The 13614-nt window shown below is 74.0% G+C and carries 13 protein-coding genes; all 13 read left to right on the top strand.

Features of this window, described 5'->3' with window-relative positions; genetic code table 11:
- The first annotated feature begins 1 nt into the window (after window position 1).
- Window positions 2-898 carry a sugar ABC transporter permease gene (locus OG937_12590; protein ID WUD78721.1) on the top strand — a complete coding sequence of 299 codons (897 nt, stop codon included), beginning with the start codon at window positions 2-4 and terminating at the stop codon, window positions 896-898.
- The gene (locus tag OG937_12585) at window positions 898-1821 is read left to right on the top strand and encodes a carbohydrate ABC transporter permease (protein ID WUD72459.1); all 924 of its coding nucleotides are present in this window, start codon (window positions 898-900) and stop codon (window positions 1819-1821) included. Before OG937_12590 ends, OG937_12585 begins: the two co-directional genes overlap by 1 nt.
- Window positions 1818-3929 (top strand): alpha-galactosidase, encoded by a 2112-nt coding sequence (locus tag OG937_12580; GenBank protein ID WUD72458.1) that lies wholly within the window; start codon window positions 1818-1820, stop codon window positions 3927-3929. The genes OG937_12585 and OG937_12580 overlap by 4 nt, the downstream gene beginning before the upstream one ends.
- Window positions 3930-3981: 52 nt before the next feature.
- Window positions 3982-4740, top strand: coding sequence for a glucose 1-dehydrogenase (locus tag OG937_12575; GenBank protein WUD72457.1), 759 nt, complete (start codon window positions 3982-3984; stop codon window positions 4738-4740).
- A 69-nt stretch (window positions 4741-4809) separates the two neighbouring features.
- Window positions 4810-5571, top strand: coding sequence for a FadR family transcriptional regulator (locus tag OG937_12570; protein WUD72456.1), 762 nt, complete (start codon window positions 4810-4812; stop codon window positions 5569-5571).
- The gene (gene dgoD, locus OG937_12565) at window positions 5568-6713 is read left to right on the top strand and encodes a galactonate dehydratase (protein ID WUD72455.1); all 1146 of its coding nucleotides are present in this window, start codon (window positions 5568-5570) and stop codon (window positions 6711-6713) included. The genes OG937_12570 and dgoD overlap by 4 nt, the downstream gene beginning before the upstream one ends.
- Window positions 6707-7504: a hypothetical protein gene (locus OG937_12560; GenBank protein WUD72454.1), complete on the top strand. Its 798-nt coding sequence runs from the start codon at window positions 6707-6709 to the stop codon at window positions 7502-7504. Before dgoD ends, OG937_12560 begins: the two co-directional genes overlap by 7 nt.
- A 26-nt stretch (window positions 7505-7530) precedes the next feature.
- Complete coding sequence (locus tag OG937_12555) at window positions 7531-8166, top strand: bifunctional 4-hydroxy-2-oxoglutarate aldolase/2-dehydro-3-deoxy-phosphogluconate aldolase (GenBank protein WUD72453.1); 636 nt, start codon at window positions 7531-7533, stop codon at window positions 8164-8166.
- Window positions 8163-9053 (top strand): SMP-30/gluconolactonase/LRE family protein, encoded by an 891-nt coding sequence (locus OG937_12550; protein ID WUD72452.1) that lies wholly within the window; start codon window positions 8163-8165, stop codon window positions 9051-9053. Before OG937_12555 ends, OG937_12550 begins: the two co-directional genes overlap by 4 nt.
- 10 nt (window positions 9054-9063) lie before the next feature.
- Entirely contained in the window at window positions 9064-10041 is a 978-nt protein-coding gene (locus OG937_12545) for a sugar kinase (protein WUD72451.1), read from the top strand.
- 81 nt (window positions 10042-10122) lie between these two features.
- On the top strand, window positions 10123-11334 hold the full coding sequence (locus OG937_12540; GenBank protein ID WUD72450.1) for a cytochrome P450: 1212 nt from the start codon (window positions 10123-10125) through the stop codon (window positions 11332-11334).
- Window positions 11335-11391: 57 nt separating this feature from the next.
- Window positions 11392-12618, top strand: coding sequence for a 3-phosphoshikimate 1-carboxyvinyltransferase (gene aroA, locus OG937_12535; GenBank protein WUD72449.1), 1227 nt, complete (start codon window positions 11392-11394; stop codon window positions 12616-12618).
- Window positions 12619-12867: 249 nt separating this feature from the next.
- On the top strand, window positions 12868-13605 hold the full coding sequence (locus tag OG937_12530) for a class I SAM-dependent methyltransferase (protein ID WUD72448.1): 738 nt from the start codon (window positions 12868-12870) through the stop codon (window positions 13603-13605).
- The last annotated feature ends 9 nt before the right edge of the window (window positions 13606-13614 follow it).

Raw genomic sequence — 13614 nt, 5'->3', positions numbered from 1 at the left:
GATGGCGCTGATCGGCTCCACACGACGGTCCAGGGCCACTCGGGTGCCCCCGGTGGTCCTGGCCTTCGTCCTCATCCCGCTGCTCGCCGAGGCCTTCTGGGTCTTCTGGCCGGCCCTCCAGGGCTTCTACCTCTCCCTGACGTCGTGGGACGGCCTGGGAGCCCCGAAGTTCGTGGGCCTCGGCAACTTCAGCGAGATGCTGCACGACGAGGTCTTCCGCACCGCCGCGATCAACACGGTGCTGTGGCTTCTGCTCTTCGGCGGGCTGTCGGCCGGCCTTGGGCTCGGTGCCGCGCTGCTGCTCCAGCAGGAGCGGCGCGGCATCGGGTTCTACCGGGCGGCGCTCTTCCTGCCGGTGGTCTTCTCGCTGGTCGCGACCGCCCTGGTGTGGCAGGCCATGTACCAGCCGGACGGCCTGATCAACAACGTGCTGGAGGCCGTCGGCCTCGGCAGCTGGAAGCACGCCTGGCTGGCCGACCAGGACACCGCCTTCTACGCGGTCATCGTGCCCGCGCTGTGGCGCCAGGTCGGCTACGTGATGGTGCTGTACCTGGCCGGCCTCAAGGGCATCGACCCCGCGCTGTACGAGGCGGCCAAGGTCGACGGCGCCACCCCCCTGCAGCAGTTCCGGCACATCACGCTGCCGCAGCTGCGCAGCGTCAACGCCGTCGTCCTGTCGGTCATCGTGATCGACTCGCTGCGCTCGTTCGACGTGGTGTGGGCGCTCACCCGCGGCGGCCCGTACCACTCCTCCGAACTGCTGAGCACCTACATGTACTCCACCGCGTTCCAGTCCCTGCGCCTGGGATACGGCTCCGCGCTCGCCGTGGTCATCTTCGTGCTGGCCTTCGGCGTCATCGCGAGCTACCTCGTGCGCGCCTTCCGGGAGGCCGACTGATGACCGCCACCCACGCCTCCTCGCGCGTCGAGGACCCGGCCGGCCGCGACGGCGGGACCGCCAAGGTCCCGGCCGCGGCGCCGCGTCGGCCCGCGCTGCGCGGCCGCGCCCTGCGCACCACCGGGTTCCACCTCACCGCGGGTCTGCTGTCCGCGCTGTGGCTGCTGCCGATCGCCCTCGTCCTGGTCACCAGCACCCGGACCTTCGACGACATCGCCGCACACGGCGTCGGCAGCTGGCCGCACTCCTTCACCTTCGACAGCTTCCGTCAGGCGTGGGTGGACGGCGGCCAGCAGCGCGCGCTCATCAACAGCATGCTGGTCACCATCCCCACCGTGGCGCTCTCGCTCGGCCTCGCCTCCATGGCGGCCTTCGCGCTCAGCCGCTACGACCTGCCCTTCCGGCGCGTCCTGCTGCTGCTCATGCTCGGCGGCAACCTGCTGCCCCCGCAGATCCTGTTGATCCCCGTATCCAAGCTGAGCGAAGTGCTCGGCATCTACGACCAGCTGTACGCCCTGATCGGGGTGCAGGTCGGCTTCGGCGTCGGCTTCTACGTCTTCGTGCTGCACGGCTTCATGCGGTCGATCCCCGGCGAGATCCAGCAGGCCGCCGTCATCGACGGCGCGGGACCCTGGCAGATCTACTGGCGGATCATCCTGCCGCTGGCCCGGCCGGCACTGGCCGCACTGACCGCCCTGTCGTTCACCTGGATCTTCAACGACCTGCTGTGGGCCATCACGGTGCTGCGCACCGACAGCCAGATGCCCATCACCGCGTCCCTCATCGGTCTGCAGGGCCAGTACGTCTCCATGTGGAACGTCATCGCGGCCGGTTCGGTGATCGCCGCCGCCCCGACGGTGGCCGTCTTCCTCCGCTTCCAGCGCCACTTCGTGGCGGGACTCAACCTCGGAGCCGTCAAGTGACCACGCACGACCGGTGGCGGCTGCGCACCGACACCACCACCTATGCCGTCACCCTGGGCGGCGACGGCCGCTGGGCCGAACTCGCCGCCTGGGGGCCGCACGGCGCCGAGGACGGCCCGTCGCCCATGGACTGGTCGCGCCGCACCCACTTCATCACCCCCGCCGACGCCGCCCCGGCCGAGTACATCCCGTACGGGCTGCGGCCGTTCACCGGGGCCGACCTGGTCGCCTCCCGCCCCGGCGGCGACCGCGGGAGCTGGTGGCGGTTCGACGGCGCCACGCAGGACGGCGACCGGGCCCTGCGCCTGGACTTCGCCGACGACCTCCTCGGGCTGCGCACCACGCTGTGCTACGAGACGGTGCCCGGCACCGACGTCGTCCTGCGCTGGACGGAGCTGACCTGCACCGGCGAGGACGAGGTGCGGCTGGAGCGCTTCGACTCCGCCGCCGTCAACGTGCCCGTCCAGGGCGGCGCGCGGCTGACCTACCTGGCCGGCCAGTGGTCCCAGGAGTTCCAGCTCAAGGAGGTGGAACTGGACCGCGGGCGCTTCGAGATGGAGAGCACCCAGGGCTCCGCCGGGCACGCGTACCACCCGTGGCTCGCCGTCCAGGACGCCGCCGCCCCCGCCGAGGGCGCCACCCCCACCTACGGCATCGCCCTGGAGTGGTCCGGCAACTGGCGGATCACCGCCGACGCCGAGCCCGGCGGCGCGGTGCGCGTCCGAGCCGGCCGGGTGCCCCACGAGGGCGCGGTCCGCCTCGCCCCCGGCGCCACCCTCGTCACGCCCCGGCTGGCCTGCGCGTTCAGCCCGGACGGGCTCGACGGCCTGGCCCGCGTCTGGCACCGCTACGAGCGGCACCTGACCGGCGAGCGCATCGACCGGCCCCGCAAGGTCCTCTACAACTCGTGGGAGGCCACCGGCTTCGACGTCGACGCCGGGAACCAGCTGGAGCTCGCCAAGGTCGCCGCCGAACTCGGCGCCGAACTCTTCGTCGTCGACGACGGCTGGTTCACCGGACGGCCGGACGACACCGGCGGCCTCGGCGACTGGGACCCGGACCCGGCCGAATTCCCCGGCGGATTCGACCGGTTCGTGGAGGACGTGCGCGCCCTCGGCCTGGACTTCGGCCTGTGGGTCGAACCCGAGGGCATCAGCCCCCGCTCCACGCTCTACGCCGAGCACCCCGAGTGGGTGTACCGGATCGACGGCCGGCCCGCGACGCTCGTGCGCAACCAGCTGCTGCTCGACCTCGGCCGCGAGGACGTCCAGGAATTCGTCATCGGCACCCTGGACCGGTTGCTCGGCTCCCACGCCATCAGCTATCTCAAGTGGGACATGAACCGTCCGCCCACCGAGCGCGGCCGCCCCGGCCACCCGGCGGGCGCCGACCCCGAGCGCCAGGACCTCGACGCCGCGCACGTCGCCGGCTACCTCCGCGTCCTGGACCACCTGCGCGCCGCGCACCCGCACGTCACCGTCGAGGGCTGCGCGGGCGGCGGCGGCCGCGTCGAGCACGCCACCATCGCCCGCACCGACGTGGTGTGGCCCAGCGACAACACCGCGCCCATGGACCGGCTGCGCATCCAGTACGGCTACCTCCACGCGCACGCCCCGCACACCATGAGCTCCTGGGTCACCGACGCCCCCGGCGTCTTCGACCCGCGGCCCCGCTCGCTCGCCTTCCGCTTCGTCAACTCCATGGCGGGCGTGCTCGGCATCGGCGCCGACATCCGCCACTGGACGCCGGAACAGCGGGCCGAGGCCACGCGGTGGATCGCCCGCTACAAGGAGGTCCGCGACGTCGTCCACCACGGCGAGGTCCACCTGCTGGGCGGCCCCGCCGACCCGACCTGCGGCGTCCAGTACGAGGAACCGGGCGGCGACCGCCTGGTGGTGACGGCCTGGAACACCGGCCCCCTCGACGGGGCGCCGCTGGTGCCCGGCCGGGCCGCCCGGCTCCGCCTGCGCGGTCTGCGAGCGGACGCCGTCTACACCGACACCACCACCGGCACCCGCTACAGCGGCGCCCATCTGACCCATTCGGGCCTGCCGTTCGCGTGGACGGCGGAGTACGACGCGGAACTCGTCGTCCTGGCCCGGCAGTGACGACACGGCGAGAATCAGCACACCAGCGATGAAACAGGAGACGACCAGCACCATGAACCCAGCGGCCCGCTTCACCAACCGCGTCGCCGTCGTCACCGGCGCCGCCTCGGGCATCGGCGCCGCCACCGCGGCGCGCCTGGCCGCCGAGGGAGCGGCCGTCGTGCTCGTCGACATCGCCGCCGACCGGGGCGAGGAGACCGCCGCGCGGCTGCGCAAGGACGGCGCGCGCGCCGTCGTCGTCGCCGCCGACGTCGCGAGCGAGGACGACTGGCGGCGGGTCACGGACGCCGCCCACGCCTTCGGGCCCGTGGGCGTCCTGGTCAGCAACGCGTACACGGTGCAGGTCGCCCCCGCGCACGAGACGAGTCTCGCCTCCTGGGAACGGCAGCTGTCGGTCAACCTCACCGGCGCCTTCCTGGGCTTCAAGGCGGTGCTGCCCGACCTGCGCGAGCAGCGCGGCGCCGTGGTGCTCACCTCCTCCGTCCACGCCCACCGGGGCATCCCCGGTCACCCGGCCTACGCGGCCAGCAAGGGCGCGCTGCTGTCGCTGTGCGGCCAGCTCGCCGTCGAGTACGGACCGGAGGTCCGCGTCAACGCGGTGATCCCCGGGCCGATCCTGACCGCCGCCTGGGACCGGGTGCCGCAGGCCGAACGCGAACAGAGCGTCGCCGAGACCGCGGCCGGCCGCTTCGGCACCCCCGAGGAGGTCGCCGCCGCCGTCGCCTTCCTCACCGCCGAAGAAGCCTCGTACATCACCGGATCGAGCCTGCTCGTCGACGGTGGCTGGAGCGTCGTCAAAGCCTCCGCCTGACGGGTACGCCCTGACGGAGACGGCCGAGACGACGGTCCAGCCCCACCGACCAGCAAGAAAGGCATACACATGACGCCATACGCGCGCCGCGGAGTGCACGGCCAGACCGTGGAGACCCTCGCCCGCCGAGTGCTCAGCGGCGAGATCCCCGAGGGAGCGACGCTCGACATGGCGGCCCTGCAGAGCGAGTTGGACGTCAGTCTGACGGCCCTGCGCGAATCGCTGAAGGTCCTCGCGGCCAAGGGCATGGTCGACGCCCGGCAGAAGCGCGGCACCTTCGTGCGGCCCCGCTCGGACTGGAACCTGCTCGACGCCGACGTGCTGCGCTGGCAGTTCTCCGAGGGCAGCGACACCGGCGCCGACCTGGCGCTGTTGCGCAACCTCGGCGAGGTCCGCGGCATCATCGAACCCGCCGCTGTACGGCTGGCCGCGGCCCGCCGCACCGACGCGGATCTGGAGCTGCTGGAGACGGCACTGACGGCCATGGGCGAGGAGGGCGGCGCGACCCACGCCGTCGAGGCCGACCTCGCCTTCCACCGGGCGCTGCTCGCGGCCACCCACAACGAACTGCTGGAACGCATGGAGATGGTCATCGAGTCGGGCCTGGCCCAGCGCGACCAGCTCGTGCACAGCGCCCCGCACAGTGAGGACCCGGTGCCCAGTCACCGTGCCGTCCTCGACGCCGTGCGCGACCGGGACCCGGACGCCGCGGAACACGCCATGCGCGCCCTGCTCGACCAGGCGACGCGCGACCTCGACAAGGTCAGCGGCCCGCAGACGCCCGAGGGCGCGGACGGCTCCAACGAACAGAAAGACGGCCAGGCACAGTGAAGATCGCGCGCGTCGAGACCTTCCTCGTCCCGCCCCGCTGGCTGTTCTGCCGCATCGAGACCGACGACGGCGTCGTCGGCTGGGGCGAGCCGGTGGTGGAGGGCCGGGCCGAGGTGGTGCGGACCGCCGTGGAGGTGCTCGCCGAGCACCTCGTGGGCCAGGACCCCCTGCGGATCCAGGACCACTGGCAGGTGCTCACCAAGGGCGGCTTCTACCGGGGCGGGCCCGTGCTCTCCAGCGCCGTGGCCGGCATCGACCAGGCCCTGTGGGACATCGCGGGCAAGGCCCTCGGGGTACCGGTGCACACCCTGCTCGGCGGCCCCGTCCGCGACTCGGTCCGGGTGTACGCCTGGGTCGGCGGCGACGAGCCGGACCGGCTCAAGGAGGAGGTCACCGCCCAGGTGGAGGCGGGCTTCACGGCCGTCAAGATGAACGCCGCCGGGCGCACACCGCCGCTCGGCAGCCCCGCCGAGACGGCCGCCGTCGTGGAGCGCGTCGCCGCCGCCCGGGAGGCCCTCGGCCCGCACCGGGACGTCGCGGTGGACTTCCACGGACGGTTCAGCGCCGCCAACGCGCGGCGCGTGCTGCACGAGATAGCCCCGCTGCACCCGCTGTTCGTCGAGGAACCCGTCCTGCCCGAGCAGGCGCACCTGCTCCCGGGCCTGGTCGCGGCCTCGTCCGTACCGCTCGCCACCGGTGAACGGCTCTACGGGCGGGCCGACTTCCTCCCGGCGCTGACGGCCGGCATCGCCGTGGCCCAGCCGGACCTGTCGCACGCCGGCGGGATATCGGAGGTCACCCGGATCGCCTCGCTCGCCGAGACGTTCGGCGCGCACCTGGCACCGCACTGCCCGCTCGGACCGATCGCGCTGGCCGCGAGCCTGCAGGTCGCCTTCGCCACGCCGAACTTCCTGATCCAGGAGCAGAGCCGGGGCATCCACTACAACAAGGACGCCGACCTGCTGTCCTACCTGGTCGACACCGAGCCCTTCCGGTTCGTCGACGGCCAGGCGCGCCGCACCGAACTGCCGGGACTCGGCGTCGCCGTGGACGAGGACGCGGTCCGCGCCGCGGACCGTTCCGGCCACGCCTGGCGCAACCCGGTGTGGCGGCACGCCGACGGCTCCTTCGCCGAATGGTGACCGGGAACCGGATCCCGGTCTCCGTGGTCACCGACCTGGACCACGGCGGGCGCTGGACCTCGCTGACCGCGGGCGGCCGTGAATGGCTCTGGCACCGCGACGAGCCCCGCCGCCCCCGGGTCCGGCCCGGCGACCCCTTCGCCGACGCCGGCGGCCTGGAGGAGTGCGTACCCACCGTGCGCGGGCTGCCCGACCACGGGGACGCCTGGTCACGGCCCTGGCGCCGAGAGGCGGACGCGGAGGTCGTGGACTGCCCCGACTTCCGGCTGACCCGGCGCCTGAGCACGGAGGCGGGAGCCGCCGTCGTCGACTACACGCTCACCGCCGAGCCCGGCTACCGCTTCGTGTGGGCCGCCCACGCCCTGCTGGAACTCTCCCCGGACGCCTGGATCGGCATCGACGCGGCAGCGGAGACCCGGCTCTACCCGGACGAGGGCGCGGGGTGGATCACCGGTCGGTGGCCGCGCGTCGAGGGCATCCCCCTCGACCGGCTCGGCCCGGACGACGGGACCGCCGTCGGGGCCGTCGTCCTCACCCCGCGGGTGACCGTGCACGACGGCCCCGACGCGCTGCACCTGGCGGTCGAGGCCGGCGGCCGGCCCGTCGCGGTCGCGCTGTGGCGGAACCTCGGCGGCTTCCCCCAGGACGCGCCGTACCGCTCGATCGGCGTCGAGCCGATGCTCGGCCGCGTCTTCGACCGCACCGGGGCGGACGACGGCGACACGGTCGTCGTCCCGCCCTCCGGCGAGGTCGGCTGGCGGCTCACCGTCACCGCGACCCGCCGCCCCTGAACCCCCATCACCAGAAGGGATGTCGGATGGACCTGCTCGCCGCGCTGCGTGCCCACCGGCTGCTCGCCATCGTCCGCGGCAGCGACCCGGACGCCGCGCTGACCACCGTGCTCACCCTCGCCGAGGAGGGGATCACCCTCATCGAGGTGTCCCTCAGCGGACGTGACGCGCTCGACGTCATCGCCGGTGCGCGCGCCGCGCTCGGCCCGGACGCGACCCTCGGGGCCGGAACCGTGCTCAGCGCCGACGACGCACGGGACGCCCACAAGGCCGGCGCCGCCTTCCTCGTCACCCCCGCGGTCAGCGAGGGCATCGCCACCGGCCGGGAGCTCGGACTCCCGGTGCTCGCCGGGGTGATGACCCCCACCGACATCCTCCAGGCACTGCGGCTCGGCGCCGACGCCCTCAAGCTCTTCCCGGCCGGCAGCGCCGGTGGCCCCGGGTACCTGAAGGACCTGCGCGGCCCCTTCCCCGACCTGCCCTTCGTGCCCGTCGGGGGAGTGGACGCGCAGGCCGCCGCGGTGTACCTGCGGGGCGGTGCCGTCGCCGTCGGCGTCGGATCGCCCCTGATCGGCGACGCCGCCGAGGGCGGCAGCGTCACCGCGCTGCGCGAACGGGCCCGCACCTTCCTGGACGTCGTCCGCGCGGAGGACCGCCCGTGACCGCCACCGCGTCCCCGGCGGTCCTCGGGACCGACCGCCTCGAACTCGGCGAGGGCATCCGCTGGACGGACGGCCGTGCCGTGCTCACCGACATCCTCAGCGGCCGGCTGCTGGCCGCCTCCGGCGGCCCCGCCGCCCCGCACACCCTGATCGCCCAACTGCCTTGCCCGCTGGGTGCGGTGGCGCCGGTCCAGGGCCGCCCCGGCCACTGGGTCGCGGCCGCGGGCACCGGCATCTGCCGCATCGACCCCGCGGGCCGGGCCGAGTGGATCGCCCGCCCCGAGGACGACGCCCCGGCGCCGATGCGGATGAACGACGGCGTCGCCGACCCGCACGGCCGCTTCTGGGCGGGCAGCATGGCCTACGACACCACCGAGGACGCCGGCTCGCTCTACCGCCTGGACCGCGACGGGCGTGTCACCCGTGTGCTGCGGGACATCACGATCCCCAACGGGCCGGCCTTCACCGCCGACGGCACCGTCATGTACCTCGCCGACAGCGCCCGGGGCGTCATCCGTCGCTATCCGGTCGACCCCGCCAGTGGCGACCCCGGCACGCCGGAGACCTTCGTCACCCTCGCCGAGGGCAGCCCCGACGGGATGACCACCGACAGCGAGGGCGGGCTGTGGACCGCCGTCTGGGGCACCGGACAGGTCCACCGCTACCTCCCGGACGGCAGCCTCGACCGGATCGTCGACCTGCCCGCCGGACAGCCCGCCGGACTCTGCCTCGGCGGCGCCGACGGCCGGACCCTCCTCGTCACCAGTGCGCACATCGGCCTGGCCGCCCCGGGACCGCTCGACGGCGCCGTGTTCGCCGTCCGGGTGGACGTCCCCGGCACACCGGCCGCCCCGTACCGCCCGGCGGACCGCGCCGACACCCTCTAGGAAGCCCCCCATGAGCACCCCCCGGCCGCTGCGACCCGGACCCGTGGTCTGCGTCGGCGAGACCATGGCCGCCCTCGCCCCCGACCCCCTCGGGCCGCTGGACGACGCGGACCTTCTGCGCGTCGACATCGCGGGCGCCGAGTCCAACGTCGCGCTGTACCTCGCCGACCACGGCATCCCCGCCCGATGGGTCTCCGCGGTCGGCGACGACCCCTTCGGCCGGCGGATCCGCGCGCGGATCGCCGCGGGCGGCGTCGACGTCACCGGAGTGCGCACCGACCCCGCACGGCCCACCGGGCTCCTGCTCAAGGACCCGGGCGCGCACGGCACCCGCGTCCACTACCACCGCGCGGGGTCCGCCGCCTCGGCGCTCACCCCCGACGTGCTCGACGACCCGGCCCTGAGCGGAGCCGCGCTCGTCCACCTCAGCGGCATCACGCCCGCCCTCTCGCCCGGCTGCCACGCCCTCGTCGAACGGGCGCTGCGCCCCGACCGCCCGTGGCCCGTCAGCTTCGACGTCAACCACCGCCCCGCGCTGTGGACCGGCCGCTCCGCCGCCGACGTCCTGCGGCCGCTCGCCGACCGGGCCGACATCGTCCTGGTGGGTCTCGACGAGGCCCAGGCCCTGTGGGGCGAAGGGATCACCGATGCCCGTTCGGTCCGCGAGCTGCTGCCCGGGCCCGGTGTCCTCGTCGTCAAGGACGGGTCCCGTGCCGCCACGGCCTTCACCGGGACCGACGCGCACAGCGTGCCCGCCCTCACCGTCCGGGTGGCCGAGCCGGTCGGCGCCGGGGACGCCTTCGCCGCGGGCTTCCTCAGCGGTCTGCTGCGGGACCTGCCCGTGGAGCGTGCCCTGCGGCTCGGCCATCTGACCGCGGCCTCGGCCCTGCGTGTCCCGGCCGACCACGGGCCGCTGCCGGACCCCGCCGTCCTGGCCACGCTGCTGGAGGCGGACGAGGAGACCTGGCGCACCGCCACGATCGGCTGAACCCTTCGGATGAGACCGTCCGGGGTGTCTCGTCCCGCAGGGTGACGTGTCGCGGTGGACCCCCGGGTTACCGTGCGGCACATGGACACGGTCGATCTCACGGTCTACGGCGAGGAGTTCACCGCCGATCCCTATCCCGTCTACGCCAGGCTCCGCGAGAAGGGGCCCGTGCACCGCGTGCGCACCGCCGACGTCGGGGAGCTGTGGCTGATCGTCGGCCACGACCAGGCCCGGGCCGCGCTCGCCGACACCCGGTTCGCCAAGGACTCCCGCGCACTCGGATGGACCTCCTACGACGAGGAACTCCTCGGCCGCCACATGCTCGTCTCCGACCCGCCGGAGCACACCCGGCTGCGCAAGCTGGTGGCCCGGGAGTTCACCGGCCGTCGGGTCGAGGAACTGGCGCCGCGCGTGGAGGAGATCACGGCCGCCCTGCTCGACGCGATGCTGGCCCGCCCGGACGGCACCGCCGACCTCGTCGAGGCGCTCGCCTACCCGCTGCCCATCACGGTCATCTGCGAGCTGCTCGGGGTGCCCGACCTGGACCGGGCGGCCTTCCGCGCCTGGTCGAACGAGGTCGTCGCACCGACCGGGCCGGAGGCCGAGCGCACGGCCTTCGAGGAACTCGCGGCCTACCTCCACGAGCTGATCGAGGACAAGCGCTGCGCGCCCGGCGACGACCTGATGAGCGCGCTCATCCGCACCACCTCCGAGGACGGCGACCGGCTCTCGCGCTCCGAACTCGGCGGCATGGCCTTCCTGCTGCTGATCGCCGGACACGAGACGACGGTCAACCTGGTTTCCAACGGCGTCCGCGCCCTGCTCACCCATCCGGACCAACTGGCACTCCTGCGGGCCGACATGAGCCTCATCGACGGCGCGGTGGAGGAGATGCTCCGCTACGACGGCCCGGTCGAGACCGCCACCTTCCGCTTCACGACCGAACCGGTCGACGTCGCCGGCACCGTCATCCCGGCCCGCGAACCCGTCCTCGTCGCCCTGGCCTCCGCCGACCGCGACCCGGACCGCTTCACCGAGGCCGACCGCTTCGACATCCGCCGGGACACCCGGGGCCACGTCGCGTTCGGGCACGGCCTGCACTACTGCCTCGGCGCCCCGCTCGCCCGGCTCGAAGGACGCGTCGCCGTCCGCGCCCTCCTGGAACGCTGCCCCGACCTCGCGCTCGACGCCGATCCGGAGAAGCTGGACTGGCTGCCCGGCATGCTCATGCGCGGCGTGCGCCGGCTCCCCGTGCGCTTCACGCCCACGGTCCCCGGCTCGCCCGGCGCCTAGAATGTCGGTGCCCCTCACCAGGGCGTCCCCGCACGTCAGGCAGCACAGGAGAACACCGTGACCGTCGTCGCCGTCCCCGGTTCGAAGTCCGTCACCGCCCGGGCGCTGTTCCTGGCGGCGGCGGCCGAGGGGACGACCACACTGCGGCGGCCGCTGCTCTCCGACGACACCGACGGCTTCGCGGAGGGGTTGCTCCGGCTCGGCTACCGCGTGGACCGCGGCCCGGACGTATGGCGCGTCGAAGGACGCCCCGCCGGACCCGCGGTCCCCGAGGCCGACGTCTACTGCCGGGACGCCGCCACCGCGGCCCGGTTCCTGCCTGCGCTCGCCGCGGCCGGGCACGGCACCTACCGCTTCGACGCCTCCGCCCAGATGCGCCGCCGTCCCGTCGCCCCGCTCACCACCGCCCTGCGGAAGCTCGGTGTCGACCTGCGCCACGAGGAGGCGGAGGGCCACCTGCCGCTGACCGTCGCCGCCGACGGCATCGAGGGCGGCGCGCTCGACCTCGACGCGAGCCTGTCCTCGCAGTTCCTCACCGCGCTGCTCCTCGCCGGCCCGCTCATGCGCGAGGGACTGCGCGTCAACGTCACGGGGCTGGTCTCCGTCCCCTACGTCGAGATCACCATCGCCATGATGCGATCCTTCGGCGTCGAGGTCGGCCGCGAGGGCAGCGTGCTCGTCGTCCCGCCCGGCGGCTACCGTGCCGCGGACCACGCCGTCGAACCCGACGCCTCCACCGCGAGCTACTTCTTCGCCGCGGCCGCCCTGACCGGCCGTGAGGTCACCGTTCCCGGACTGGGCACCGGAGCGCTCCAGGGCGACCTGGGCTTCGTCGACGTCCTGCGCCGCATGGGGGCCCGCGTCGAGACCGGCGCCGACTCCACCACGGTCTCCGGCACCGGCACCCTGCGCGGGATCACCACGACCATGCGGGACATCTCCGACACGATGCCGACGCTCGCCGCGATCGCGCCGTTCGCCGACGGCCCGGTCCGCATCGAGGACGTCTACAACACCCGGGTGAAGGAGTGCGACCGCCTGGAGGTCTGCGCGGCCAACCTGCGCCGTCAGGGCATCCGGGTGGAGACCGGCCGCGACTGGATCGAGATCCACCCCGGCACCCCCGCCCCGGTCGAGATCGCCTGCCACGGCGACCACCGCATCGCGATGAGCTTCGCCGTCGCCGCGCTCCGCACGGAAGGGGTGACCTTCGACGAGCCCGGCTGCGTGAAGAAGACCTTCCCCGAGTTCCACCAGGTGTTCGGCGCGCTGCGCGAGGAGTGAGGCCTGTAGCCGCGGACCGCGCCGGCCCGCCGTCGTGACGGTCTTCCGGTCCGTCTTCCGGTCCGGCTTCGTGTCCGTCTTCCTGTCCATCTCGGTCGTCCTCTCCCCGTGACGGCCCTGACGGCCGCGATGGCCGTGCTCCCGTGACGGCCCTTCGAACCGGGAAACCGCCACCGCCGCGGATCGCGTTGCACGGCCACGCGGAATTAACCGGATGCGGTGAAGGGCCCGCCCTGCGAAGCTGCGCCGATGGACCGACGCCGCATCTCGCGCATCGCGCACACCCACCACCCCATCGCCGCACCGCTGGACGACGCGACCGTGCGCCGTCTGCTCGGCAGGGCGCTGCGCCGCGGCGACGAACGCGTCCTCGACCTCGGCTGCGGGGAGGGCGCCTGGCTGCTGCGGGCCCTCGACAGCCGCCCGGGCGTCACCGCGGAGGGCGTCGACCTGGACACCGGGGCACTGCGGAAGGCGGCCCGCGAGGCCGCCGCGCTGGACGTCGGCGACCGGCTGACGCTCCACGAACAGGACGCGGGCGCGTTCACCTCGCCGCACCCCTTCGACGTCGTGCTCAGCGTCGGCGCCGCGCACGCTTTCGGCGGTCTCCTGCCGACCCTCGCCGCGGCCCGCGCCCACCTCGCCCCCGGGGGCACCGTGATCGTCGGCGACGCATTCTGGGAGCGCGAACCCACCCCGGAACTCGTCGAGATGCTGGGGGAGTACGAGGACCTGGCGAGCACCGTGGACCGGATCGTCGCGGACGGCTGGACCCCGGTCCTCGCCCACGTCAGCACCGTCCGCGAGTGGGACGACTACGAGTGGTCCTGGACCGGCTCCCTCGCCGAGTGGGCCCTGGACCACCCCGCCGACCCCGACAGCGGCGCCGCCCTCGACGCCGCCGCCGTCCACCGCGCCGAGTGGCTGCACGGCTACCGGGGCACGCTCGGCTTCGTCACGCTGCTGCTGCGCCGCACGACCTCCTGAGCGTCACCG

This window comes from Streptomyces sp. NBC_00510, from assembly GCA_036013505.1.
Taxonomy (GTDB): Bacteria; Actinomycetota; Actinomycetes; order Streptomycetales; family Streptomycetaceae; genus Actinacidiphila.
The sequence above is the reverse complement of the archived record's forward strand: the minus strand, read 5'-3'. Positions and strand labels throughout refer to the sequence as shown.